The sequence below is a fragment of the Streptomyces eurythermus genome (assembly GCF_014649115.1).
Taxonomy (GTDB): Bacteria; Actinomycetota; Actinomycetes; order Streptomycetales; family Streptomycetaceae; genus Streptomyces; species Streptomyces eurythermus.
The window spans coordinates 129,130-154,744 of record NZ_BMSK01000018.1 but is presented as its reverse complement, the minus strand read 5'-3'; the positions used below and the strand labels follow the sequence as shown (position 1 = coordinate 154,744).

The 25,615-nt window shown below is 72.8% G+C and carries 15 protein-coding genes; 4 read left to right on the top strand and 11 right to left on the bottom strand.

Annotated elements, in window-relative coordinates; translation table 11 throughout:
* The first annotated feature begins 141 nt into the window (after positions 1-141).
* Positions 142-600 carry a lamin tail domain-containing protein gene (locus tag IE251_RS30715; RefSeq protein WP_189756241.1) on the top strand — a complete coding sequence of 153 codons (459 nt, stop codon included), beginning with the start codon at positions 142-144 and terminating at the stop codon, positions 598-600.
* On the opposite strand, the gene IE251_RS30710 is transcribed toward IE251_RS30715, so the two are convergent.
* On the bottom strand, positions 597-2,534 hold the full coding sequence (locus IE251_RS30710; RefSeq protein ID WP_189756240.1) for an acyl-CoA dehydrogenase family protein: 1,938 nt from the start codon (positions 2,532-2,534) through the stop codon (positions 597-599). The genes IE251_RS30715 and IE251_RS30710 overlap by 4 nt on opposite strands.
* A 304-nt stretch (positions 2,535-2,838) precedes the next feature.
* On the opposite strand from IE251_RS30710, the gene IE251_RS30705 reads away from it, so the two are divergent.
* Positions 2,839-3,852 (top strand): LacI family DNA-binding transcriptional regulator, encoded by a 1,014-nt coding sequence (locus IE251_RS30705; RefSeq protein WP_189756239.1) that lies wholly within the window; start codon positions 2,839-2,841, stop codon positions 3,850-3,852.
* Between the two features lie 24 nt (positions 3,853-3,876).
* On the opposite strand, the gene IE251_RS30700 is transcribed toward IE251_RS30705, so the two are convergent.
* From IE251_RS30700 to IE251_RS30670, 7 genes are all read right to left on the bottom strand, one after another.
* Entirely contained in the window at positions 3,877-4,590 is a 714-nt protein-coding gene (locus IE251_RS30700) for a glycoside hydrolase family 12 protein (protein WP_189756238.1), read from the bottom strand.
* 36 nt (positions 4,591-4,626) lie between these two features.
* Positions 4,627-6,819 carry a glycosyl hydrolase family 95 catalytic domain-containing protein gene (locus IE251_RS30695; protein ID WP_189756237.1) on the bottom strand — a complete coding sequence of 731 codons (2,193 nt, stop codon included), beginning with the start codon at positions 6,817-6,819 and terminating at the stop codon, positions 4,627-4,629.
* Complete coding sequence (locus IE251_RS30690; protein WP_189756236.1) at positions 6,816-8,786, bottom strand: beta-galactosidase; 1,971 nt, start codon at positions 8,784-8,786, stop codon at positions 6,816-6,818. The genes IE251_RS30695 and IE251_RS30690 overlap by 4 nt, the downstream gene beginning before the upstream one ends.
* Positions 8,783-10,966, bottom strand: a complete 2,184-nt coding sequence (locus IE251_RS30685; RefSeq protein ID WP_189756235.1) for a WD40/YVTN/BNR-like repeat-containing protein — start codon at positions 10,964-10,966, stop codon at positions 8,783-8,785. Before IE251_RS30685 ends, IE251_RS30690 begins: the two co-directional genes overlap by 4 nt.
* 258 nt (positions 10,967-11,224) lie before the next feature.
* A complete protein-coding gene (locus IE251_RS30680) occupies positions 11,225-12,172 on the bottom strand; it encodes a carbohydrate ABC transporter permease (protein WP_189756234.1) in 948 nt (315 codons plus the stop codon).
* Complete coding sequence (locus IE251_RS30675; RefSeq protein ID WP_189756233.1) at positions 12,169-13,185, bottom strand: ABC transporter permease; 1,017 nt, start codon at positions 13,183-13,185, stop codon at positions 12,169-12,171. Before IE251_RS30675 ends, IE251_RS30680 begins: the two co-directional genes overlap by 4 nt.
* The gene (locus IE251_RS30670; RefSeq protein ID WP_189756232.1) at positions 13,182-14,867 is read right to left on the bottom strand and encodes an extracellular solute-binding protein; all 1,686 of its coding nucleotides are present in this window, start codon (positions 14,865-14,867) and stop codon (positions 13,182-13,184) included. The genes IE251_RS30675 and IE251_RS30670 overlap by 4 nt, the downstream gene beginning before the upstream one ends.
* A 335-nt stretch (positions 14,868-15,202) precedes the next feature.
* On the opposite strand from IE251_RS30670, the gene IE251_RS30665 reads away from it, so the two are divergent.
* Positions 15,203-18,037 carry a glycoside hydrolase family 3 protein gene (locus IE251_RS30665; protein WP_189756231.1) on the top strand — a complete coding sequence of 945 codons (2,835 nt, stop codon included), beginning with the start codon at positions 15,203-15,205 and terminating at the stop codon, positions 18,035-18,037.
* A 199-nt stretch (positions 18,038-18,236) separates the two neighbouring features.
* Here the strand turns inward: IE251_RS30665 and IE251_RS30660 are convergent, their stop codons facing one another.
* The 3 genes from IE251_RS30660 to IE251_RS30650 all read right to left on the bottom strand — a co-directional run bounded on the left by IE251_RS30660 (position 18,237) and on the right by IE251_RS30650 (position 23,699).
* On the bottom strand, positions 18,237-19,682 hold the full coding sequence (locus IE251_RS30660) for an aldehyde dehydrogenase family protein (RefSeq protein WP_189756230.1): 1,446 nt from the start codon (positions 19,680-19,682) through the stop codon (positions 18,237-18,239).
* Between the two features lie 173 nt (positions 19,683-19,855).
* Entirely contained in the window at positions 19,856-21,445 is a 1,590-nt protein-coding gene (locus IE251_RS30655; RefSeq protein ID WP_189756229.1) for a PucR family transcriptional regulator, read from the bottom strand.
* Between the two features lie 85 nt (positions 21,446-21,530).
* A complete protein-coding gene (locus IE251_RS30650) occupies positions 21,531-23,699 on the bottom strand; it encodes a type IV secretory system conjugative DNA transfer family protein (RefSeq protein ID WP_189756228.1) in 2,169 nt (722 codons plus the stop codon).
* 278 nt (positions 23,700-23,977) lie between these two features.
* On the opposite strand from IE251_RS30650, the gene gabT reads away from it, so the two are divergent.
* The gene (gabT, locus tag IE251_RS30645; protein ID WP_189756227.1) at positions 23,978-25,312 is read left to right on the top strand and encodes a 4-aminobutyrate--2-oxoglutarate transaminase; all 1,335 of its coding nucleotides are present in this window, start codon (positions 23,978-23,980) and stop codon (positions 25,310-25,312) included.
* The last annotated feature ends 303 nt before the right edge of the window (positions 25,313-25,615 follow it).

Sequence of the window (25,615 nt, the reverse complement as noted above, 5' to 3'; positions counted from 1 at the left end):
GGCAAGCGGCGGCGGGCCGGACAGTGCGTCCCCCGGGCGGGTGCGGTGGCCGGAATTCCTCCTGTGAAACCGGCATGAAGATCTTGTGATAAACACTTCGTTCCGCATGATTCACGGACGACATCCTGGGGGGATATCTCCATGCGCTCTGTGCGCCTCCGCGCCGCCCTGCCCGCGCTCGCGGGCGCGGCGCTGCTCACCGGCACCCTGCTCAGCACCCCGGCCCAGGCCGCCGGCGGTGTGAGGATCCACCACGTGTGGTTCGACAGCCCCGGCACGGACAACCGCTCCAACAAGAGCCTGAACGGCGAGTGGGTCCAGCTGAAGAACACCGGCGGCCAGGCCGTCTCGCTCAAGGGCTGGATCCTGAAGGACGCCTCCAACCACAAGTACGTCTTCCCTGACGTCAAGATCGGCGCCGGGAAGTACCTCAAGATCCACACCGGCAGCGGCACGAACACCGCCTCCGACCGGTACCAGGGGCGCCGCGCCTACGTCTGGAACAACGACAAGGACACGGCCACCCTGACCAAGGCGAGCGGCAGCAAGGTCTCCTCCTGCTCCTGGACGACGCGGGACCCGAGCGACAAGTACTGCTAACTCCCGTAGGGACGGCGGGCGTTCTCGCGCGCCGAGGGTCCGGGGGTCGCGTCGGCGATCCACGGGCCCTGCCCCGACGGATCGAGGACGCCCTCCTCCAGCCAGGTGTGGGAGCCGGCCAGGACCGCCTTGACCAGCCGCCGGTCCAGGTCGTCGGTGTTGGCCCACAGGCGCGTGAACAGTTCGTCCGCGCGGATGCGGGCCTGGCGGCAGAAGGCGTCGGCGAGCTGGTAGGCCTCGCGGCCGTGGCGGCCCTCGGCGCGCAGCCGCTCGGCGCGTACGCAGGCCGCGCTCATCGCGAACAGTTCCGCGCCGATGTCCACGACCCGGCCGAGGAAGCCCTGCTTGGACTCCATCCGGCCCTGCCAGCGGGACATGGCGTAGAAGGTGCAGCGGGCGAGCCTGCGGGAGGTGCGCTCGACATAGCGCAGGTGCCCGGACAGATCGGTGCCGTGCCGGAACTCGCCGTACGACGTGGGCAGTTGGCCGCGGCCCGTGAGGAGTTTCGGGAGCCACTTGGCGTAGAAGACGCCCGCGTTCGCGCCCGCCCTCGCCTTGTCGGCCAGGGACTTGTCGGGGTCGATGAGGTCGCCGGCGACCGACAGGTGGGCGTCCACCGCCTCCCGGGCGATCAGCAGGTGCATGATCTCCGTCGAGCCCTCGAAGATGCGGTTGATGCGCAGGTCGCGCAGGATCTGCTCGGCCGGGACCGGGCGTTCGCCGCGCGCCCGGAGCGACTCGGCCGTCTCGTAGCCGCGTCCGCCGCGGATCTGGACCAGCTCGTCGGCCATCTTCCACGCCATCTCCGAGCCGTACAGCTTGGCGAGGGCGGCCTCGATGCGGATGTCGTGGCGGTCCTCGTCGGCCATCTGGGAGGACAGGTCGAGCACGGCCTCCAGGGCGAAGGTGGTCGCCGCGATGAACGCGATCTTCGAGCCGACGGCCTCGTGCAGCGCGACCGGCTTGCCCCACTGCTCGCGCTCCGCCGCCCACTCGCGGGCGATTTTCAGACACCATTTGCCGGCGCCCGCGCACATCGCGGGCAGCGACAGCCGGCCGGTGTTCAGCGTGGTGAGCGCGATCTTCAGGCCCGCGCCCTCGGGGCCGATCCGGTTCGCCGCCGGGACCCTGACCCGGTGGAAGCGGGTGACGCCGTTCTCGATGCCGCGCAGGCCCATGAAGGCGTTGCGGTTCTCCACGGTGATGCCCTCGGAGGCGGCCTCCACCACGAACGCGGTGATGCCGCCCGGGTGCCCCTCGGACTCGGGCACCCGTGCCATGACCACCAGCAGGTCGGCGACCACGCCGTTGGTGGTCCACAGCTTCACCCCGTCCAGGACGTACTCCTCGCCCTCGGGCACGGCCGTGGTGGCCAGCCGGGCGGGGTCGGAGCCCACGTCCGGCTCGGTGAGCAGGAACGCGGAGATGTCCGTGCGGGCGCAGCGGGGCAGGAAGGCGTCCTTCTGCTCCTGGGTGCCGAACAGCTTCAGCGGCTGCGGCACGCCGATCGACTGGTGGGCGGAGAGCAGCGCGCCGACGGCGGGGCTGACGGAGCCGACCAGGGCGAGGGCCTTGTTGTAGTAGAGCTGGGTGAGGCCGAGGCCGCCGTACCGGGGGTCGATCTTCATGCCGAGGGCGCCCAGCTCCTTCAGGCCCGCCACCACTTCGTCGGGGATGCGGGCCTCGCGCTCGATGCGGGCGGGGTCGATCTCCGTCTCGCAGAAGGCGCGCAGCTTCGCCAGGAACTCCTCGCCGCGCCGGACGGACTCCTCGTCGGGCAGCGGGTGCGGGTGGATGAGGTCGAGCCGGAAGCGCCCGAGGAACAGCTCCCTGGCGAAGCTCGGCTTGTGCCAGTCCCGCTGCCGCGCGGCCTCCGCCACCCGGCGGGCCTCGCGCTCGGTGACGGTGGTGCGTGGGGTGGTGGTGGCGGACATCGAGGCTCACCTCGCCGCTGAGAAGGACGACCGGGACCGATCGGCACCGACCGGTGCTACTGGATCGTTGGTACCCGAAACGGGCGGGGCCCACCACCCGGGCGGAGCCGGCCGGGTCTAGCGTGGAGCTTCCATGACGGCCGTCCGGCGCGGAGGTTGCCGTGTCAGGGGTGCGAGTGGCTGTCGAAGCGCTTCGACAGCCTATGGACACCCCGCCTCCCTTGGCGTTAGGGTCGTTTCCACCCTCACCCACCCTGTCGGAAACGCGCAGTGTCGAAGCGCTTCACAAAGCTTGGAGAGCTGGATGGTCACCCTCGCCGAGGTCGCCCAGCACGCCGGAGTCTCGGCGAGCACGGTGAGCTATGTCCTCAGCGGCAAGCGGTCCATCTCCGCCGGCACCCGGCAGCGGGTCGAGCAGAGCATCCGGGAACTGGGCTACCACCCGAACGCGGGCGCCCGCGCCCTGGCCGGCAAACGGTCGAACATCATCGCGCTGATGATCCCGCTGCGCACCGACCTGTATGTGCCGGTGATGATGGAGATCGCCATCGCCGTGGCCACCACCGCCCGCACGCACGGCTACGACGTGCTGCTGCTCACCGGCGAGGAGGGCCCCGACGCGGTGCGCCGGGTCACCGGCAGCGGGCTCGCCGACGCGATGATCCTGATGGACGTCGAGCTGGAGGACGAGCGGCTGCCGCTGCTGCGGGGCACCGACCAGCCCTCCGTACTGATCGGGCTGCCCGCCGACACCGGCGGACTGACCTGTGTGGACCTGGACTGGAGCGCGACCGGCGCGCTGTGCGTGGAGCATCTGGCCGGGCTCGGACACCGCGACATCGCTGTCATCGGCGAGGCCCCCGCGGTCTACGAACGGCACACCGGCTTCGCCGAGCGCACCCTGGACGGGCTGCGCTCCGCGGCCCGCGAGACCGGCGTGCGGCTGCTGCACCGGCCGTGCGAGGGCGGGTACGACGCGATGGCCCTCACCCTGGCCCGGGTCTTCGACGAGCGCCCGGCGACGACCGGGTTCGTGGTGCAGAACGAGTCGGCGGTGGAGCCGCTGCTCGCGCTGCTGCGCCAGCAGGGCCGGGCGGTGCCCGAGGACGTGTCCGTGGTCGCGATCTGCCCGGACCAGGTCGCCGTGCAGGCCTCGGTGCGGCTGACCTCGGTCGCCATCCCGGCCCAGGAGATGGGCCGGCGGGCCGTGGAGCGCCTGGTGGCCAAGCTGGACGGGCGCGGCGGCGACGAGGTCGTCCTGCTCCCGCCCGGGCTGACCCGGCGGGCGAGTTCGGGGCCGGCGCCGGCCGCGTCCTGATGGCGCGGGGCCGGCCCCGGTCGGTCAGCTGCTGCTGACCGTCAGGTTGTTGGTGGTGAAGTCCAGGCCGCCGGACGCGGACGTGATCTCGTAGCCGAACTGGACGTCGCCGATGGTCTCGTCGCCGAACCAGTGCTTGGTGTCCTTGATCCACTTCAGGATCGGCAGGATGTTCACCGTGCCGGAGGCGGAGTTGGAGGTGCGGATGAAGGAGAAGACCTCGTTGGCGCCGTTGCTGCCCTTGTAGACGGTCCAGGTGTGCCCGCCCAGGGTGACATTGCCCTGCGAGGTGCCGAGCGGTCCGACGGGTCCGGTCTTGTTGACCCAGAGCATGATCTCGTAGTCGTAGTCCGTGTCCCAGATGTCGTACGACGTGTTGTACGCGCCGGACGACGGGACGGTGACGTTGTAGTTGCTGGTGAGCGAGGTCAGGGAGGTGATCGGCTTGTTGATCACCTTCTTGGCGTCGGGGTAGGACTTGATGCCGCCGGTGTTGGGGTGGTCGGCGTGCACGCCCCAGTTGGTGCCGGAGTTGGCCCAGACACACTGGCTGCCGGCGCCGGAGCCCCAGATGTTGTTGTAGAGGGTGTAGCCGTTCAGGGTGGTGTTGCCCCACTGGTCGCAGGTGCTCCAGACGGCGGCGGAGGCCGGTGCCGAGGCGAGGCCGACGGTGGCGCCGAGGGCGAGTGCGGGGGCGATCAGGGCCTTGGCGACCCTGCTGACGGTGCTCGTTGCCATGGCGTCCCTTCCATGGGTGGGGGTGGTGGGGAGAGTTCACCGCGCCCTCAGGGTGAGGACGCGGTCTTCCCCGGCGACCAGTTCGAGGGGTTCGGTGCCGGAGGAAGTCCGCAGTTCGACGCGGTGGGTGCGGCCCGGTCGTACGACCGCCCGGGCGCCGTCCGGGCCCCAGGCGAGGTCGACCTCGGCGCCGAACCGGGTGCGGATGCCGCGCAGTTCGCCGCGCGGGCAGGCGTCCGGGACGGCGGGGAGCAGGATCAGGCGGTCCGGGGTGGACTGGAGCAGCGTCTCGATGAGCACGCCGGGGAGGGTGTGCGCGGCGTCCGCGTTGTAGACGTCGCGGTGGGGGTAGTGGGCGCTCATCAGGGAGGCGTGGAAGAAGTCGCCGTCGAGGACCCGGCGCAGGGCACGCCCGGCCCGCTCCCCGTCGCCGAGCCGGGCGGCGATCAGGGCGTGGTGCAGATGGCCGTGGGCGGAGTCGTTCTCCGCGCCGCGCAGGTCCAGAGCCCGGTGGGCGGCGGCGGCCAGGCGCGGGGTGCCGTACGGGGTGATCTCCTCCAGGGGCCAGACGCCGTAGAGGTGGCTGAGGTGGCGGTGGTCGTAGGTGTCGTGGAGGCCGGGCCAGGCCCATTCGGCGAGGGCGCCGTCGGAGTTGATCCGGTGCGGGGGCAGCCGCTCGGCCAACGCCCGCCACCTCTCGGCGTGTTCGGGGTGGTAGCGGGCGGCGGTGAGCAGGGTGTGCCGGGCGGCGGAGAGGTCCATGGCCGCGTTGAGCGCTCCCCAGCTTCCGTTCGCGGGGCGGTTCTCCGGGGAGTAGGAGGGCACGATCACGAGGCGGCCGTCGGCGTCGGTGCGGGTGAGGAAGTCCTCGTAGAAGAGGGCCGCTTCGGCGAGGGCGGCGGCGGTGCGCGGATCCTGCTCGCCGCGGATCTCGTCGTGGTCGACCAGCGGTTTGAGCAGCCAGTCGGCGCCCGCGGTCCACAGGTGCAGCGGGTACTCGCGGCTGAAGTGGTACGTCAGCCCGGACTCGCCGTCGCTGTGCGAGGGCGCGACCGCGCCCCGGGTGCCGAAGACGGCGCGGGCGTTGGCCCGCCAGTGCGGCAGTTGCCGGGTGACGAAGCCGGCCAGCGCCTCGGTGACCTCGGGCAGTGCGGCGGCGGGCGCGGCGGCGGTCTGGAGGTTGAGGTTGGCGTTGGTGGTGAACGCCCCGGACCAGGCGGTGTCCCAGTCGCCGGTCCACAGTCCGGTGAGCCGGGGCGGGTGGTGGCCGCTGCTGGAGAGCAGGTGGTAGCGGCCGGCCGCGAACAGCCGTTCCAGCAGGGCCGGGCTGTGCGGGCGCGTCAGCAGCTCGGAGCCGGGCAGGGCGCGCTCGGCCGGGTCGGCGCCGAGGTCGAGGGTGACCCGGAGATAGGCGGGGCGGTGGTGGTCGAGATGGCGGGCGAGCAGGCCCTCGTAGGGGCGTTCGGTGCCGTCGAGCAGGTCCTGGAGACGCCGGGACTCGGCGATGACGTCCGCCTCGCCGGTGTGCCTCAGCACCCGGGTGAGCAGCAGCGCGGAACGGCAGCCGGTGACACGGACGCCCGGCGGGGTGAGTTCCGTCCGGCCGCCGGTGACGGCGACGAGGGTGACACCGGTGTAGGCGCGGTCGCTGTCCGGGTAGCGCACGCGCAGGCTCAGCAGGGCGCCCTCGGGGGTGAGCAGCGCGCCGTGTCCGACGCGCAGCCCGGCCGGGGCGCCGGGCAGCCGGTGGTCCAGGGTGACGGCCAGGTCGCCGGCGGAGACCTCGTGCGCGATCACGTCGTCCGCGCGGGAGACGAAGACCCGGCCGGCGGCGCCGCGGCCGGCCGCGGTCACCTCGCCGCTGGTGAAGTCGACGGCCCGGCGCACCTCCCGCCCGCCGCCCGCCGGCCGGCGCACCCGGACCTGGAAGGCGGGGTGGAAGGGCTGCACCCACTGGAGCGGGCGGCCGTCGGTGAAGCGCTCGGCGGCGGTGAGGTCGCCGGCGAGCAGCCGGTCCTGGACCCGGGGCAGGGCGGCGGCCAGCCGGGGCGGCCGGGCGTGTTCGGCGCCGTTGGGCCGGACGAGGGTGTGCTGGGTGACGATGACCCGCTCGTCGTCCGGGTCGCCGGACACAAGGGCGCCATGGTGGCCGTTGCCGCTCAGGAAGGCGTCCTCCCAGCGCGCGGCCGGGGCCGGCTCCCAGGTGCCGTGGACCGGCGTGGCGCTCATGACCGCAGCACCGCCACGCCGTAGCGGCCGAGGGTGACCGCGTCCGTGACGTCCGCGCCGCCGAGCAGCTCGCGGTGGGTGCCCGGGACCGGGACGGTGACCGGCTCCCGCCCGTGGTTCAGCAGGAACAGCAGGTCGCCCCGGCGCACCGCCTCCACTCCCCCGGGCAGCCCGTCCAGCACCGGCCGGACCCCGGCCCCGGCGGCGATGCCGGCCAGCAGGGAGCGCAGCGCGTCCGGTTCGGGCAGCGTGGACAGGTACCAGGCGCGGTCCCGGCGCAGTACGGCGGGCAGCCCGTCCAGTTCCCCGCCCCGGTAGGGCACGGTCTCGGCGGCCCCGGGCTCCGGCTCGATCTCCTCCGACCACAGCGTCCCGCGGAAGCCCTCGCAGTCGACCGTCTCCCCCTCTTGGAGCGGCCACCACTCGTGCAGGGTGCGGATGCCGAACAGCTCGCGCAGCCGGGCGTCCATGCCGCCGGGGCGGACCCGGTCGTCCTCGTCGACGACTCCGGTGAGGAAACCGCAGACGAGGGTGCCGCCCTCACGGGTGTACGCGAGGAGCTCGGCGACGGCGGAGTCGGTGAGGAGGTACAGCTGCGGGGCGACGACGAGCCGGTAGCCGGACAGGTCGTCCTCCGGGTGGGCGAAGTCGGCGGTGAGGTGGGCCTCCCACAGGGCGCGGTGCCAGGCGGTGAGCACCTCGGGGTAGTCGACCCGCGTCGACAGGCGCCCCTCGTGGTCCCCGGCCCACCAGGAGTGCCAGTCGTGCAGGATGGCCACATCGGCGGTGATCCGGGTGCCGGACACCTGGTCCGCGACCCGGGCGAGGTCGGCGCCGAGCCGCTTGACCTCCTGGAAGGTGCGCCCCTCGGGTCCGGCGTGGCCGACCATCCCGGAGTGGAACTTCTCGGCGCCCTGCCGGGACTGGCGCCACTGGAAGTAGCAGACGGCGTCGGCGCCGCGGGCGACGGCCTGGAGGGACCACAGCCGGTTCAGCCCGCGCGGCTTGGGGTGGTTCACCCCGCGCCAGTTGACCGGCCCGGCCGCCTGTTCCATCAGCATCCACGGCCCGCGCGCCTGCGACCGGGTGAGGTCCTGCACCAGCGCGCCGCGCTGCCCGCCGAGCGGGTCGCGCGGGTCGGGATACAGGTCGACGGAGACGACGTCCTCCTCGCGGGCCCAGCGCCAGCCGTCCTGCCCGGTCCACAGCGGCATGAAGTTGGTGGTCACCGGCAGGTGCGGGGTGTGCCGGCGGACGATGTCCCGTTCGGCGGTGCAGCACTCCAGGAGCATGTCGGAGGTGAACCGGCGGAAGTCCAGCGTCTGGCCGGGGTTCCTCATGTAGTGCGGGCGGCGCGGCGGCAGGATGCCGCCCCAGGTGTCGTAGCCCTGGCTCCAGAAGGCCGTGCCCCAGGCGGAGTTGAGGGCGTCCAGGGTGCCGTACTTCTCCCGCAGCCAGCGGCGGAAGGCGGCGGCGGCCTCGTCGCCGTGGTCGAAGGTGCAGTACTCGTTGTTGATGTGCCACATGGTCAGCGCCGGGTGGCCGGCGTAACGGGCGGCCAGGTCCTCGGTGATGGCGGCGGCGTAGCGGCGGTAGGTGGCGCTGGAGTGCGAGAAGTGCTGCCGCCCGCCCCACCACTCGATCCGGCCGTCGGCGTCCCGGGGCAGGGTGTCCGGGTGCAGGCGGCCCATCCAGGGCGGCGGGGAGGAGGTGGGCGTGGCGAGGACGACCCCGACGCCGTGCTCGTGCAGGAGGTCCATCAGCCGGTCCAGCCAGCCGAACTCCCGCGCGCCGGGCTCCGGTTCGAGCCGGGACCAGGAGAAGACGCCGAGCGTGACGGAGTTGACCCCGGCCTCCCGCATCAGCCGGACGTCCTCGTGCCAGGTCTGCTCCGGCCACTGCTCGGGGTTGTAGTCGCCGCCGAAGAGGATGCGGCCCCGGGTGACATCGTCGAGGGTGGGCCTCATGCGGGCTCCCCGTACTGGATGCCCCGCCCGTTCGTGCCGAGGTAGACCCGGCCGTACCGGCGCGGGTCGCCGGTGACGGTCTGCCCGGTCCAGCCCCACTGGTGGGCGTCGTCGTTGATGCGGACCCAGGTGCGGCCGCCGTCGTCGGAGCGCAGGACGGCCGCGCCGGAGCCGGTGAGCGCGCCCACGTGGTAGACGGCCGGGTAGCGGGCGCCGGGGGCGGCCTTGCCGAACCCGACGGTGTACGAGGCCCGGATCCCGTCGGCCCTGGTGAAGCTCTCCCCCGCGTCGGCGGACCGGTACAGCCCGTTCTCCTTGGCGCTCACCCACAGGTCACCCGTCCGCCCCGGCGCAACGGCCAGCTGGAACTGGCTGTCACCGGACGGCAGTCGGGAGAACCGGGCGACGAAAGTACGTCCGTGGTCGGTACTGCCGTACAGGGTCCCGGTGCCGGTGTCGTAGGCGTAGAAGACGGCCGGGTCGACGGGGTCGGCGACCGGGGTGGCGCCCTTGGGGAAGGACGGCACCTCGGTCCAGGTGCGCCCGCCGTCCGCCGAGCGGTGGGCGGGGTGCTCGGTCCCGTTCCCCTGCCCGAGGCTCCACAGCAGCACGCGGCCGTCGGCGCTGACGGCGATGGGCCCGGGGGCGTCCTCGGCGAGGGCGGGCTGGGCCGGGAACGGCGCCCAGGTGCGTCCGCCGTCGGTGGAGAAGGCGCCGTTGCCGTGGTCGCCCCAGCCGGTGCGCACGACGTACGACGGCTTCGCCGCGGCCAGCGCGAGACCGGTCGCCGTGCCGAAGACGGGGTTCGTGGCCATGCCGGGCTTCGGGGAGGCGGTCAGCCGCTCGTGGTACATGACTCCGATGTCCCCGTTGGCGCTGATCAGGTGGGCCGGGCCGGCGGGCGGCGAGATCAGCTGCCGGACCGAGGTCTCCTCCAGGCCGCGGACCCGGGGCGCCCAGTGGACGAGGTCGCGGGTGCCGTAGACGGTGGCGCCGGTGCCGTAGAGGATGTGCGCGCTGTCGTACGGGTCCACGGCGACGGCCTGGATCCACCAGCCGAACTTCGGCTTCTCCGCGCCCCAGTCGAGGTACGGCGTCTCGGACACGTCGAGGACGGCGGTGTCCTTCAGGGAGACCCAGCTGCGGCCGCCGTCGGTGCTGCGGTACAGGGTGTCGACCGCCGACCAGCGGTTGTTGGTGGACACCACGACCGTGCCCGGACGGCGGGCGGCCACGGCGACCCCGCCGTACCCGAAGGTGTCGGCGCCGCCCGGGACGACCGGGGTGACATCGCTCCAGGCACCGGTGACCGTGTCCAGCTTGTGCACACTGCCGGTGCTCTGCCCGTTCGGGCCGGGCGCGTCGGCGTACGTGACGTACAGCGCGTGGGCGCGGGGGTCGTGGGCGGCGCGTACCGGAACCCTGGCGGAGGCGCCGGCCGGCTGTCCCGGGACCGCCTCCCAGGTGGTGCCGTCGGTGGTGCGGTACAGGTTCGGGTGCGCGCTCGTGCCGTCGCCGTCGCCCCAGCCGGCGTAGAGGGTACGGCCGGCGGCGACGAGCAGGGTGACGCCTTGGCCGGTGCCGGCCGGGGTGCCCGGGAATCCGGTCTGCCGCTGCCACGTGCCGCCCCGGTCGGTGGACTTGAGCAGCCCGTCGTGGCGGGTGCCCAGCCACAGGGTGTCGCTGTCGCGGGGGTCCACGAGGAGCCGTTCGCCGGTGCCTCGGCCGTCCTCGTTGGCGCCGAGCTGTACGGGGAGGCCGGCGCGGTGCCAGGTGCGGCCGCGGTCCTCCGAGCGCAGGAGGGCTCCGTTGCCGGCCCAGGGCTGGGTGTACGTGCCGAGCGCCAGGTACAGCCGGTCGGGGTGGGCCGGGTCGACCGCCAGGGCCTCCACGCCGAGCAGGTTCCAGTCGTCCCAGCCGAGGTGGTCGGTCAGGGGGGTCCAGCGGTCGGTGTCCCGGTCCCAGCGGTAGGCGCCGCCGATGTCGGTGCGGGCGTAGGCCAGGCCGGGGGTGGCGGGGTGGAAGAGGAGACCGGTGACGAATCCGGTACCGCCGATGACGGCGGTGCGCCAGCGGTAGGCGGCGGCTCTTCCGGCTTCGGCCGCGTGTGCTCGGGCGGGCAGGGTTGCCAGTGCGGCGGCGGCTGCCGTGCCTGCGAGGACGGTTCTGCGGGTGGGCATGGGGTACCTCGGGTGGGGGTCTTGGTGGGGTGGTCCGGTACTGGTGCTGAGGTGGGGGTGGGGACGCTCACCTGCGCTGGCGGGGTGCCGCCTGCGCCCACCCGTGCCGCCCTAGCGGCACGACTGCCCGCAGACTGGGGCGGCATTGTGCGGCCGACGGAGCTGCAGTTCCCTAGGGGCGCGGGGAACTGCGCGAGCGACCCACGCGGGGCCGCAGTCGCCGACGATCCGCACCGCCCCTTTGATCAGGCGCCCCCGTCACCCCTTCACCGCTCCCGTCAGCATCCCCTTGCGGAAATGCTTCTGGACGAACGGCGAGAGGACGGCGACCGGCAGCAGGGCCAGGACCATCACGGCCATCTGGATCGCCAGCGGCGACAGTTGCCCGGTGTTGATCTGGGCCGCCAGCCCCACCGGCCGTTCCTGCTTCTGCACCAGCTGGATCATCACGTTCTGCAGCGGCATCATCTTCTGGTCGGTCAGATAGATCGACGCGTTGAACCACGCGCTCCAGTACCCGACCGCGTAGAACAGCGTGATCACCGCGAGCACGGCCCGGGACAGCGGCAGCACGATCCGCCACAGGATCCGCCAGTCCCCCGCCCCGTCGATCCGCGCGCTGTCGACGAGTTCGGGCGAGATGCCCATGAAGAACCCGCGCAGCACGAGGATGTTGAACACGCTCACCGCGCTCGGCAGGATCAGCGCCAGGTAGGTGTCGGTGAGGCCGAGCGCCTGCACCAGCAGGTACGTCGGGATGAGCCCGGCGCCGAAGAACATCGTGGCGAGCAGCGTCATCAGGATCCAGCGGTGGCCCAGCGAGTCCCGGCGGGACAGGCCGTAGGCGCACAGCACCGACACCGTCATGCTGAACAGCGTGCCGACGAGGGTCACCCCGAGGCTGACCAGCGCGGCCCGCTGCACCTGGCCGCCGCCGAGCAGTTCCTGGTAGGCGACGAACGTGATGCCCTTGGGGATCACCACGAGGCCGCCGGTGTCGTCGATGACCTTCTTCGGGGACAGGCTGGTGACGATCACGATCCACAGCGGGAAGAGCACGGCGAAGCACGCGATCCCGAGGACCAGCCCCTTCGCGGCGAGCCCGGCCCTCGCCGGCTCCTCCTCCCAGACCGGCCGGGGCGGCGCGGCCCACCGGGTCCGTTCCCGTACGCCCTCCGGCACCGGCCGGCCGACCACGGCGCTCACTTCTTGTACACCCCCTGCTCGCCCATCAGGTGGGCCGCCTTGTTCGCCACGAGGACGAGGGACAGTCCGACGACGCCCTTGATCAGGCCGGCCGCCGCCGCGTAGCTGAAGTCCTGGTTGCGGATGCCGTTCCACCACACGTAGGTGTCGAGCACCTCGGAGGCGTCGGGGCCGACCGCCTGCCGCTGGAGCAGGAACTGCTCGAAGCCGACGGTGAGGGCGTCGCCGACGCGCAGCACGAGCAGCAGGGCGATCACCGGCCGCAGCGCGGGCAGCGTGATGTGCCACATGCGGCGCCAGCGCCCGGCGCCGTCCATCGCGGCGGCCTCGTACAGGTCGTGGGGGACGGCGGCGAGGGCCGCGAGGAAGACGATGATGCCCCAGCCCGCGTCCTTCCAGACCATCTCGGCGGTCACCAGGTACTTGAAGACCGCCGGATCGGTCATGATGTCGAAGCCCGGGTGCCCGTGTTGGCGCAGGGTCTGCGCGAGGACGCCGGCGCCGCCGAAGATCTGCTGGAAGACGGTGACGACCAGCACCCAGGAGAAGAAGTGCGGCAGGTACATCACCGCCTGGGCGACGGCGCGGACCCGGGGCCGGATCACGCTGTTGACGAGCAGGGCCAGCGCGATCGGGATCGGGAAGAACAGCACCAGCTGGAGCAGGAACAGGACGAACGTGTTCTGCACGGCGTGCCAGAACCCGGCGTCCTCGAAGACCCGCCGGAACTGCTCCAGGCCGACCCAGGGGCTCTGGAAGACGGCGATGAAGCCGTTGTCGCTGAGGTAGGGGTCGTAGTCCTGGAAGGCGACGACGTTGCCGAGGATCGGGACGTAGTTGAAGACCAGGAGCAGCACCACCACGGGCAGGGTCATCAGGATCAGGGTGCGGTCGCGCCGGAACCTGGTGTGCAGGCCGTGCCCCCGGGTGCGCTCCCGCCGTCCGGCGGCGCCGCCGGACGCCACCGGTTTCCGCTTCGCCCCGGCGCCGCTGCGGGGCACCGTGCTGGTCACCGCGCCGAACCGGTGGTGTCGAGCAGCTTGCGGTACCAGTCGCGCAGGTCGTCGCCGCCCTGCTTCTTCCACTCGGAGACGGCCTGCTGCACGTCGCCGATCTTCTTCCGGCCGCGGACGACGTCGTCCTCCAGCTGCTCGAAGTCGTCGGCGAGGTTGGACCAGCGGCCGGGTTCGGTGATCGTCAGGCCGTAGAAGGAGGACTTCTTGGTGAAGGCGCCCATGCGCTGCTGCCACTCGATCATGCCCCGGGTGACCTCGGGGAAGTCGGGGTGGGCGACGTAGGCGGCGGGCTTGCCGGTGTAGTCGAAGGCGCCGAGGACCTCGTTGACGCCCTTCGTGGTCTTGGTGGGTACGCCCTTGTCGTCCAGGGTGAAGTCGGTGCCCTCGACGCCGTACTCGGCGAGCAGGCGCTCCTTCGTGCCGTAGGGGGCGGCGCAGAAGTTGGCGATGGCGAGGAAGTCCTTGATCTTCTGCTCGGACGCCTTCCTGTTGACGAAGGTGAAGATGTTGCAGGGCTGGCCCGCCCACAGCACGGGGTCGCCGCCGTCGTGGGTGAAGATGTCCATCGCGGCCATCTCGAAGTCCGGGTTCTGGGCGTGCTGTTCGGAGGTCTTGCCGAACCAGTCGGACAGGTCGTTGTTGTAGACGAGGAGCTTGCCTGCGGTGAAGCGGGTGCCGGCCGGGTTGGTGGTCTTGCCGGCCTTGTCGTCGGGGTGGACCACGCCGGCGGCGAACAGCTTGCGGGCCCATTCGAGGGCTTCGAGGTACTCCTCGGTCTCGATGCGGTTGATCAGCTTGCCGCCCTGGAGGTTCCACCACAGCGCCTTGTCGCCGCCGTTGAGGACGCCGAAGGCGTTGAACGCGGTCCACTTCATGTCGGAGCAGGCCCACACCCCGCCCTTGGCGTCGGTGGCCTCCTTCGCCCAGGCGAGGAACTCGTCGGTGCTCTTGGGGAGTTGCCAGCCGCGCTCGTCGAAGACGTCCTTGCGGTAGAAGGGCGCGATGTTGGGGACGTAGGAGCCGGGCAGCGGGATCGCGCGCAGCTGTCCGCCGAAGATGCAGCGCTGCCAGGCGTCGGTGGGGACGGCGGCGAGGTTGGGGTAGTCCTTGACCTTGTCGCCGGACAGGTAGGGGCCGAGGTCGGCGAACTTGGCGTTGACCGCGTTGGGGATCTTGCCGTTCAGGTTCCAGCCGGGGACGACCACGACGTCCGGGATGTCGCTGGAGGCGAGGATCGCGCCGAGCTTCTCGTCGTAGGTGTTGCCGTCCTGGTTCTGCCACCTGGTCCGGACGCCGATGGCCTCGTTCATGGCCTTGTAGTACGGGTTGTCGTTGTCCGGCGGGGTGCCCCACAGCGGTGCCATGACCGTCAGCTCGCCGCCGCTGCCGAGCTTCTTCGGCACGGACGTCTTGAGCCGGTCGAGGGCGATGGCCTTGGTGAAGCCGGCGGAGGAGCCGTTCTTCGCGGGGATGTCGGGGGCGACGACGCTCGATGCCACGTACGCGGGGAGGATCTTCCGGGCCGCCTTGCCGGAGGTGGTGCCTTCCTTGCGGCCCTCCTGCCCGCCGCCGCAGGCGGTGAGCAGCGGGAGTCCGCCGGCCACCGCCGCGGCGGCGACCGCGGTGGAGGCGAGGAAGCTTCTCCTGCTGGGGGCGAAGGAGGCGGCGTTCGGCGTCATTGCGTCAACCCTTCATGGCGCACCAGACACCCGGCGGCGGACCGTCGGTTGCGGTGTCTTCAGTGGATCGGCTGAGCGGAAGCGCTGGGGTGCGTGGGCAGCAGTCGAAGCGCTTCGATGTTGCTGCGAGGTTAAGTGAACACCTGGGGGCGCACAAGGGTCGATCCCAAGTTTCCTCGGATGCCCGAGGGGCCTCCGGCTCCGCGTAGCTCCTTGCACTGCCGGAGAGTTGTCGGCCCTGTTTCGGACCGGCACCTTGACACTCCGGCTCCCGCGCATTGAGCATCGAAGCGCTTCGAAAGCGTCAGCCGCTCCATGCGCAAGGGGAACCACTCGTGACCGTTGACTCGCCGTCCACACCGCCTTTCCGCGATCCGCGGCTGCCGTTCGCGAAGCGCGTCGACGACCTGCTGGGGCGGCTCACCCTGGACGAGAAGATCTCCTTCCTGCACCAGTTCGTGCCCGCCGTGGAGCGCCTCGGCATCGCCGCCTGGCGCACCGGCCAGGAGGCTCTGCACGGGGTGGCGTGGATGGGCCCGGCGACCGTGTTCCCGCAGGCCGTCGGCCTCGGTGCGACCTGGAACCCGGAGCTGGTCCGGCGGATCGGCGAGGCCGTCGGCAAGGAGGCCCGCGCGATGCGCGCCCGGGACGACCGCGTCGGCCTGAACGTCTGGTCCCCCACGGTCAACCTGCTGCGCCACCCGCTGTGGGGCCGCAACGAGGAGGGCTACGCGGAGGACCCGAAGCTGACCAGCGCCATCGCCACGGCGTACACCCGGGGCCTGCGCGGCGACCACCCCCTGTACTGGCGTACCGCGCCCGTGCTCAAGCACTGGCTGGCGCACAACAACGAGACGGACCGGGCCACTTCGTCGGCCTCCGTGCGCCCGCGAGTGCTGCACGAGTACGACCTGCGCGCCTTCCGGGAGACGGTCCGGGCGGGCGCGGTGGCCGGGGTGATGCCCGCCTACAACCTGGTCAACGGCCGCCCCAACCACGTCTCCCCGTATCTGCGCGAGCACCTGCGCACCTGGACCGACGAGGAGCTGCTGGTCTGCTCGGACGCGGGCGCGCCGTCCAACCTGGTCGACGCCGAGCACTACTTCGACACCCACGAGGAGGCCACCGCGGCGGCCCTGCTGGCCGGCGTGGACAGCTTCACCGACCACGGCACGGACGGCTCGCTGATCACCGCGCGGGTCAAGGGGGCCGTGGCACAGGGGCTGTTGACGGAGGCGGACATCGACGCCGCCGTGCGCCGCCAGCTCTCCGTCCGGTTCCGGCTCGGCGAGTTCGACCCGGACGGGGATCCGCACGCGGCCACCGGCGCGTTCGACACCCCGGAGCACCGGGCGCTCGCCCAGGAGGCCGCCGAGCAGGCGATCGTCCTGCTGAAGAACGACGGCGGCCTGTTGCCGCTGGCCCCGGACACCCGGATCGCGGTCGTCGGACCGCTCGCCGACGAGTGCAAGCTCGACTGGTACAGCGGCGGTCTCCTGCGCCGCTCCACCCCGCTGGAGGGCCTGCGGAAGCGGTTCGGGGCGCGGCGGGTGGAGTTCGCGGAGGGCGTGGACCGGATCCGGCTGCGGACGGCGGCCGGCGCGTTCCTGGCGGTGCCGGCGGCGGACGCCCCGGACCGGGCGCGCGGCGCCGAGGGCGCGCTGGACCCGGCGCGGCTGTCCGGGCGCACCGATCTGCCGCCGCTCACCACCGACGCGACCGGCAGCGAGTTCGCGCTGGTCGACTGGGGCGAGGGGGTGCTGACCCTGCGCGCCCCCGACGGCCGCTACCTCTCGGTCGCCGAGGACGGCTTCCTGCGCGCCTCCGCCGACCAGCCCGGCGGCTGGGTCGTGCAGGAGACGTTCCGTCTGGAGCCGCACGCCGGTGGTCACCTCCTCGAGCATCTGGGCACGGGCCGCCGGGTACGGGTCGCCGCCGACGGGGTGAAGGTTGCCGACGAGGGCGATGTCTTCGAGGTGGTCACGGTCGAGCGGGGCGAGGAGGCCGTGGCCCGGGTGGCGGCCGGGGCGGACGTCGTCGTGGTGGTGGCGGGCAACGACCCGCACATCAACGGCCGGGAGACGGAGGACCGTACGACCCTGCTGCTGCCCGGGCACCAGCGGCGGCTGCTGGACGCGGCCCGCGCCGCCAACCCGCGCACGGTGCTGGCGCTGGTGTCGGCGTACCCGTACGCGGTGGACACGGCCCGGCTGCCGGCCGCGCTCTGGACGGCGCACGGCGGGCAGGCGGCGGGCACGGCGCTGGCCCGGGTGCTGGCCGGTGACGTCTCTCCGGCCGGCCGGCTGCCCCAGACCTGGTACGCGGCCGACGCCGACCTGCCCGACCTGTTCGACTACGACGTGATCGGCAGCCGCCAGACCTACCTGTACTTCGAGGGCACCCCGCTGTTCCCCTTCGGCCACGGCCTGTCGTACGCGTCCTTCGCCTACGCCGGCCCGGCCGCCCGGGTGACGGCGGGCTCGGTGCTGGTGGAGTGCTCGGTCACCAACACCGGGGACCGCACGGCCGACGAGGTGGTCCAGCTCTACGGCCGGGCGGTCCAGGCGTCGGTGCCGCGCCCGCGCCGCGAGCTGCTGGCACACCGCAGGATCACGCTCGCCCCCGGCGAGACGGCCGCCGTCTCCTTCGAGGTCCCGCTGGAGGAACTGGGGTTCTGGGACGTCCGGCGGGGCGCGTGGCGGCTGGAGGAGGGCCCGTACGAACTACTGCTGGGCGCGTCCAGCGAGGATGTGCGGCTGCGGACGACCGTGCACCTCGACGGCGAGCCGCCGGCCCCGCGCGCGGTGCGCGGACACGGCCTGCCTGCCGCGGACTTCGACGAGCAGTCCGGCGCCGCGATCGTGGACCGCACGAAGACGGCGGGCGACGCGGTGACCCCGGCGCACGGCACCACGGCCGAACTGGTCTACCAGGACTGCGACTTCGGCACCGGTGTGCGCGAGGTGACCGTGCAGGTGGCGGGCCGGGGCACGGTGGAGATCTCCCTGGACGGCGGCCCGGCCCTGGCGGCGCTCACCCTGGAGTCCCCCACGGCGGACCCGTACACCTACACCACCCTCTCGGCCGGCCTCACCGCCGAGGGCGTTCACGACGTCCGCCTCGGACTGCGCGGCCCCGTCCGGCTCGCGCACGCCGGCTTCTCCGGTTGAGGGTCCGGAGAAGCCCGGCACGAGGAAGGGGCCCGGCACCGGAAGGCAGCGGCACCGGGCCCCTTCGGATCGGCGGTCCACACCCAGGCTACCTGAAAACGGTTCCCATCAACCAGAGTCCGGTACCCGGACATGCGAACGGCCGCAGCCTCCGCACAGTAGGCTGCGGCCGTTCTGTTCCTGACCTGTCCGTGGCAGGTCAGAGCGCGAGACCGGTCAGGACCAGTACGCGCTCGTAGGTGTAGTCCTCCATCGCGTACCGGACGCCTTCGCGGCCCACGCCGGACTGCTTGGCACCGCCGTACGGCATCTGGTCGGCGCGGTAGGACGGGACGTCGCCGATCACCACACCGCCGACCTCGAGGGCGCGGTGGGCACGGAAGGCGATCTGGAGGTCGTGGGTGAACACGCCCGCCTGGAGGCCGAACTTGGAGTCGTTGACCGCGGCGAACGCCTCCTCCTCGCCGTTCACCTTGCGCACGGTGAGGACGGGGCCGAAGACCTCCTCGCAGGCGATCGTGACATCCGCCGGCACGTCGGCGAGGACGGTCGGCGCGTAGGAGGCGCCGTCCCGCTTGCCGCCGGTGAGCAGGGTGGCGCCGGCCGCGACCGCCTCGTCCACCCAGGACTCCACGCGCTTGGCGGCGTCCTCGCTGACCAGCGGGCCGACATCGGTCTTGGGGTCGGACGGGTCGCCGGTGACCTGGGCCTCGACGGCGGCGACGATGCGCGGCAGCAGCCGGTCGTACACCGACGCGTCGGCGATCACCCGCTGCACCGAGATGCAGGACTGGCCGCCCTGGTAGTTGGAGAAGGTCGCGATGCGGGTCGCGGCCCAGTCCAGGTCGGCGTCGGAGGAGAAGTCGCCGAGGACGACCGCGGCGCCGTTGCCGCCCAGCTCCAGCGTGCAGTGCTTGCGCGGCACCGAGTCCATGATCGCGTAGCCGACCTTGTCGGACCCGGTGAAGGAGATGACCGGCAGGCGCTCGTCCTGGACCAGGGCGGGCATGCGGTCGTTCGGGACCGGCAGGATCGACCAGGAGCCGGCCGGCAGCTCGGTCTCGGCGAGCAGGTCACCGAGGATCAGGCCGGACAGCGGGGTGGCCGGAGCCGGCTTCAGGATGATCGGAGCGCCGGCGGCGATGGCCGGGGCGACCTTGTGGGCGCACAGGTTCAGCGGGAAGTTGAACGGCGCGATGCCGAGCACGACGCCCTTGGGGAAGCGGCGGGTGAGCGCGAGCCGGCCCTGGCCGCCGGCGTCCGTGTCGAGCCGCTGGGCCTCGCCGCCGTTGAACCGGCGGGCCTCCTCGGCGGCGAACCGGAACACCGAGACCGCGCGGCCGACCTCGCCCCGGGCCCACTTGATCGGCTTGCCGTTCTCGGCGGAGATCAGCTGGGCGATCTCCTCGGTGCGCTCGGCGAGCCGCTTGCTGACGTGGTCCAGGGCGGCGGCGCGTACGTGCGCCGGGGTGGCGGCGAACTCGTCCCGCACGGCGTACGCGGCGGCCACGGCCTCCTCGACCTGGGCCTCGCTCGGCACGCTGACCGAGGCGACGAGCCGGCCGTCCCACGGGGAGGTGACGTCGAAGCTGTCCTCGCCGGTGACCTGGCGGCCGGCGAGCCAGAAGGCATGGGTGGAAGTCATGTACGAGTCCCGGCCCTTCCGCGTTGGGGGTGTGCTTGGCTTGCGTGGTCCACGGTAGGGCGGGGGCGGCCGGGGGTCGTTTGTCCGAGTCGTAGCAGTCGGTGCGGGTGGTGCGCCGGTTTGGCGAGGTAATCGGCGCCGGGACGCCGGCCGGAGGGACTGGGCCCCCTCGGTCACTCGGTCGCCGTCGCCTTCAGCGCCAGCCACAGCTCCATGCGGACGTCGGGATCGTCCAGGCTGCGCCCGAGGATCTCCTCGACCCGCCGCATCCGGTACCGCAGGGTGTGCCGGTGGACCCCCAGATCGGCCGCGGCGGCGTCCCACTGCCCGTGCCGGGACAGCCACGCCCGCAGCGAGGCGACCAAATCCCCCCGCCCGGTGGCGTCGTGCTCGTGCAGCGCCCGCAGCAGCCCGTCGGCGAACGCCTTCACCGCGTCGTCGGCCAGCAGCGGCAGCACGGACCCGGCCGCCAGCTGCTCGTGCTCCACGAACACCCGGCCCCGCCGCCGCGCCACCGACAGCGCCTGTTCGGCCTGCTTGTACGCCGCCGACGCCGCGGTGGGCCCGGTGGGCGCGGACAGGCCCACGACCAGGCCGTCCTCGTCCGCCCGCGCCTGCTCGGGCCGCGCCCGCTCGGTCTCGCGCGCGGTCTCGCGCGCGGCGGCGTAGGCGGTGCACGCGGCCACCGCCGCGCCCTCGTCGGCGGCCAGCACCACCAGCCGCTCCCCCTCGGGCACCACCAGTACGGCCTCCCCGGCCCGGGCCGCGGCGGACTCCACGGTCTCCGCGAGCTCGTCGAGGTGCTCGCCCGCCGGACCGGACGCGGACTCGGCGACGATCATCCGGAACGGGGCGTCCAGCAGCGCGCCGTACAGGTCGCCGGCGACGGCCCGGGCGTGGTCCGGCTCCCCGGCGAGCAGCATGCGCAGCACCGCCGTGCCCACGCGCTGCTCGGCCGCGTGCAGGGAGCGGGAGCGCTCGGTGGTGAGGGTGAGCAGGGCGATGGCGGAGTGGACGGCGTACCGTTCGGCGGTGCCGAGGGCGGCGGCGGTGCCGACGGCGAGCGCGGCGCGGGGGCGGCGGCCGGTGCCGAGGCTGTGCAGCTCCACCCGGTCCTCGTGGTCCGGTCCGCCGACCACGGAGGAGGCGGGGGCGGGGCGTTCACGCAGCCGCTCCACCTCGGCGGTGAGCCGGGCGGCGCGGCGGCCGGCCCACTCCGGGGCGGCGGCGACGACGGCGCCGGAGGCGTCGTAGAGCGCCGCCCAGCCGTCGACCTGGGCGGCGAGCGCGCCGAGGACGCCCTCGGGGCCGGCGCCGAGGGCCTGCCTGGTCAGCTCCCGCTGGGCGGCGAAACCTGCCGTGACGGCGCGGTACTGGTCGGCGGCAATGGCCGCGGAGACGGCCTTGCTGATGGCGAGGAACGGGGTGCGGCGGGGCACCTCCAGCAGGGGCAGGCCCTCCTGCGCGCAGGCGTCGACGAGCGGCTCGGGCGTCTCGTCGTAGTTCACCCCGACGGCGAACCCGAGCCCGACGACGCCGGCGCCGACCAGCCGGCGCACGTAGCGCCGCATGGCCTCCCGGTCCTCCGCGTCCAGCTTGAGCGCGGTGATCAGCAGCAGCTCGCCGCCCTCCATGTAGGGCACGGGGTCGGCCAGCTCGCTGACGTGCGCCCAGCGGACGGGCACGTCGAGGTGGTCCTCGCCCGCGCGCACGGTCAGCTTGAGCGCGGAGTGGTTGACGAGCGAGGCGAGAGTCGGGGGCATGGGGCCTTCACGGTGAGGGATCCGGTGATCTTTTGGCCGCGGTGTATGAACGGCCCACCCCGATTCTGCCTCACCGTACGACCGCTCACCCCCGCAGATCGACCAGCAACGGCGGCGCGTGCTCGCCCCGCACGGTGGTCAACGACAACACCGCGTGCCCCGGCGGCACCCCATGAGCCAACTCGGACGCGGACCAGCGCTCCCGCTCCACTTGACGGACGGTGACGGCACGGGCGGTGGGCGCCTGGCCGGTGATGACCCGGCGCAGCATGTGCACGGCCTTGCCGGCCGGGGTCTCGGCGATGATCTGGCGATCGGTGACGTCCCGGGCCTCGATCCACTCCTTGCCCCACACCTCGGCGAAGTCCTGACCGTCCCAGGGGGTGAGCCCGGACAGCGCCATCCTGCAGCCCGTGGCACCGAGCAGCGGACCGCGCAGCGGCCGGGGTACGTCGTCCAGGGAGCGCAGGGTGAGCACGGTACCGGCGTTGGCGCTGCGCAGCCGCTGGATGCCGCGCACGGCCTCCGGGGTGACGACCCCCGAGGCGTCGTCGAGCAGCAGGCAGGCGAAGAGCGAGCGGTCCTCCCGCACCGTCACGGAGGCGGTGAACTGGGCGAGCACCAGCCGGGCCAGGATCCGGGAGGCGTCGGCGTGGCCACGCTGGGGCAGGTCGATGCGGACCCGGACCGGGTGGTCGAGGGACCGCAGCGAGAACGGCCGGCTCTGGCCGGAGGTGTCGAAGAAGGCGGCGAAGGCGGGCCGGTCGAGCAGGGCGATCCGGTCGGCCAGGACCGAACCGACGTCCCCCGGGTGGGCCAGCTGCCGCTCCCGGGCGTCGAGCTCCCTGAGCAGGGAGGCGTGTCCGGCGTCGGTCAGCGCCTTGCGCAGCGCGGCCAGCGGTCCGGGGGCGCCGTCGAGCAGCTGCCGCAGCTCCGGCACGGAGGGGAATCGGCCGTGGACCGCGCGGAAGGGGCCCAGCAACTGGGCGAGGACGGTGGTGGAACGGCGGCTGTCGCTGCCGGGGTGCGGGTCGGCGAGGTCACCGACGAGGGCCTCGGCGAGTATGGCGGCGGCCTCGTCGGGGTCGGTGGTTCCGCCGTAGAGATCGAGGTCGTACACGGAGTCGGGGTGGCCGATGCGTACGACGACGTCATAGGACTCCGACGGGCCGAGTCCGGCGCCCGCCGCGCCGACCACCACGACGGACGCCTGGCCGGCCAGCGCCTGCAGGCACAGCGACTCGGCGAGCGGGCGCACCAGGGCGCCGGTCTTGCCGGAGCCGGCCGGGCCGACGGCGAGCAGGGAGGTGCCCAGCAGGTCCGGGCCGAGGGCGAGGCCGGCGCCGCGGTAGTGGTACGGGTTGCGCGGGTCGTCGGCCGTGGTGCCGAGCCGGACCTGGCCGGTGAGCAGGTCGTGCCGGGCGTGCCGGGCGGGCAGGTCGCGGGCGCCCGAGGGGTGCGGGCAGGCGGCGGCGCCGTCCTTCAGTACGGCACCGGTGAAGGTGGCGAGGCTGTGCCGGCCGGTCCGTACGCCCTGCCAGGCCCGGCTGAGCCGGGCGTGGTCCACGTCCCGCATGAGCCCGGCCTTCGCCTCGGCGGCAAGCCGCTCCGCAGCCTCATAGGCCCCGGCCTGCCGGAGCTGGGGCCATTCGGCAGGGTCCTGGTCGGGGGTGGGCGGGGGCGCCGTCGCGGGGGCGGTGGCACCCCAGGTGCGCGGTCCGAAACGGCGCCAGACCTCACCCCACCGGCCGAGCCGGCCGACCACCAGCAGGATGGCCAAGGCGATGACGGCGTAGTACGAGTACCAGAGGATCGCGTTGCCGACGCGGTCGTTGCTCCGGCGCCAGGAGTCCGGGGTGAACAGGTCCAGCGGCAGCACCCACCAGGTACCGAAGTAGCCGTTCCACAGCAGGGACCACACCAGCCAGCCCACGAGGAAGGCGATCAGGGCTCCGCTGAGCAGCTGCCGGGTCGGGATCTGCTCGGGCTCCTGTTGGGGCCTGGGCCGGTGCCCGAAGCGCCAGATGCCGGGCGCCGCCTCCGGACGGGGGGTCCGCAGCCAGGTCAGAAAGGGGGAGGTCTCCGGCTTCGGAGGCGCGCCGGGGGGCGCGAGGGGCGCCGGGGGCAGCCCCGGCGGCATGGGCGGCACCCCCACCCCCGCCGGCGGTGCCGCGGGTGCCTCTCGGGGTGCTGGTGGGCGCGGTACCGGTGTCGCAGGCGTTTCGCGTGCGTCCCGTGTGCCGTCGGTGTCCATGGACCCTGCCCCCTGACCAGCCGTTCCGTCCGCCATCAGCGAGCCAATCTAACGCCCCGGCAAGGGGAGTTCACCGCTTACACGGCTAAAGCGGGCCACAGCCGTCCGGGCGGGCTATGTCCACCGCGGACAAGGGGACGCGCCGACAACGCCCACATGGAGCATGCCCACCCCCCGGAACCGGTCTTAGCCTGCGAGAAAAGAAGGTATGCGTCCGTAAACGCACCGCCCGGAACCGCCCGGGACCGCCCGGTACGCAAGATCATCAGGGAGCCCCCATGACCGCACTTCCGCAGGAGCGCCGCGTCGTCACCGCCATCCCCGGCCCGAAGTCGCAGGAGCTTCAGGCCCGCCGTACCGCCGTGGTCGCCCAGGGTGTGGGTTCCACGCTGCCGGTCTTCGTCACCCGCGCCGGCGGCGGTGTCATCGAGGACGTGGACGGCAACAGCCTCATCGACTTCGGCTCCGGTATCGCCGTGACCTCCGTCGGCGCCTCCGCCGAGGCCGTGGTGCGCCGCGCGAGCGCCCAGCTCGCCGACTTCACACACACCTGTTTCATGGTCACCCCCTACGAGGGCTACGTGGCGGTCGCGGAGGCCCTCGCCGAGCTGACCCCGGGCGACCACGCCAAGAAGTCCGCGCTGTTCAACTCCGGCGCCGAGGCCGTCGAGAACGCCGTCAAGATCGCCCGCGCCTACACCAAGCGGCAGGCCGTCGTCGTGTTCGACCACGGTTACCACGGCCGGACCAACCTGACCATGGCGCTGACCGCGAAGAACATGCCGTACAAGCACGGCTTCGGTCCGTTCGCCCCCGAGGTCTACCGCGTGCCGGTGGCGTACGGCTACCGCTGGCCGACCGGCCCGGAGAACGCCGGCCCGGAGGCCGCCAAGCAGGCCATCGAGCAGATCACCAAGCAGGTCGGCCCGGACAACGTCGCCGCGATCATCATCGAGCCGGTGCTGGGCGAGGGCGGCTTCATCGAGCCCGCCAAGGGCTTCCTGCCCGCGATCCGCCAGTTCGCCGCCGACAACGGCATCGTCTTCGTCGCCGACGAGATCCAGAGCGGTTTCTGCCGGACCGGCCAGTGGTTCGCGTGCGAGGACGAGGGCATCGTCCCGGACCTGATCACGACCGCCAAGGGCATCGCCGGCGGTCTGCCGCTCGCCGCCGTGACCGGCCGCGCGGAGATCATGGACGCCGCGCACGCCGGTGGCCTCGGTGGCACCTACGGCGGCAACCCCGTCGCCTGCGCCGGCGCGCTCGGCGCGATCGAGACGATGAAGGAGCTGGACCTCAACGGCAAGGCCAAGCGCATCGAGGAGATCATGAAGGGTCGCCTCACCGCGATGGCCGAGAAGTTCGACATCATCGGCGACGTGCGCGGGCGCGGCGCGATGATCGCGATCGAGCTGGTCAAGGACCGGACCACCAAGGAGCCGAACCCGGAGGCCACCGCCGCGCTCGCCAAGGCCTGCCACGCCGAGGGCCTGCTCGTCCTGACCTGTGGCACCTACGGCAACGTGCTCCGTTTCCTGCCCCCGCTGGTCATCGGCGAGGACCTGCTGAACGAGGGTCTCGACATCATCGAGCAGGCCTTCGCGCGCATCTGACCCGCGCGTCCGGCCTCACGTCCGGCCCCACGTCCGACCTCGCGTCCGAGCGTGCGCCGGCCGAGAGGTCCGGACCTGTGGAGGTGCCTGCGGCAGGCCGTGTGAAGAACGTGTGCGGGGTGGATGAGAGGAAGGGATTCCGTCTGCCCAACCGCCCCCGCCTGCCGTAGGTTCTCTCCCGATGAGAGATACACCCCGCCCACGGGGGACCGTGGACGGATCCGGGCCGAGGCCTCCCCAGCTTCGATCCGGTCGTGCCCTCGCGCACACCTCCGGTGCCTCCCGGCTCCGGGATCTCCTCAC

Coding starts and splice junctions, on each gene's coding strand:
- gabT (WP_189756227.1), top strand. CDS start 23,978: ATGACCGCACTTCCGCAGGAGCGCCGCGTCGTCACCGCCATCCCCGGC.
- IE251_RS30715 (WP_189756241.1), top strand. CDS start 142: ATGCGCTCTGTGCGCCTCCGCGCCGCCCTGCCCGCGCTCGCGGGCGCG.
- IE251_RS30700 (WP_189756238.1), bottom strand. CDS start 4,590: ATGGCAACGAGCACCGTCAGCAGGGTCGCCAAGGCCCTGATCGCCCCC.
- IE251_RS30650 (WP_189756228.1), bottom strand. CDS start 23,699: ATGGACACCGACGGCACACGGGACGCACGCGAAACGCCTGCGACACCG.
- IE251_RS30705 (WP_189756239.1), top strand. CDS start 2,839: ATGGTCACCCTCGCCGAGGTCGCCCAGCACGCCGGAGTCTCGGCGAGC.
- IE251_RS30710 (WP_189756240.1), bottom strand. CDS start 2,534: ATGTCCGCCACCACCACCCCACGCACCACCGTCACCGAGCGCGAGGCC.
- IE251_RS30690 (WP_189756236.1), bottom strand. CDS start 8,786: ATGAGGCCCACCCTCGACGATGTCACCCGGGGCCGCATCCTCTTCGGC.
- IE251_RS30685 (WP_189756235.1), bottom strand. CDS start 10,966: ATGCCCACCCGCAGAACCGTCCTCGCAGGCACGGCAGCCGCCGCCGCA.
- IE251_RS30695 (WP_189756237.1), bottom strand. CDS start 6,819: ATGAGCGCCACGCCGGTCCACGGCACCTGGGAGCCGGCCCCGGCCGCG.
- IE251_RS30660 (WP_189756230.1), bottom strand. CDS start 19,682: ATGACTTCCACCCATGCCTTCTGGCTCGCCGGCCGCCAGGTCACCGGC.
- IE251_RS30670 (WP_189756232.1), bottom strand. CDS start 14,867: ATGACGCCGAACGCCGCCTCCTTCGCCCCCAGCAGGAGAAGCTTCCTC.
- IE251_RS30655 (WP_189756229.1), bottom strand. CDS start 21,445: ATGCCCCCGACTCTCGCCTCGCTCGTCAACCACTCCGCGCTCAAGCTG.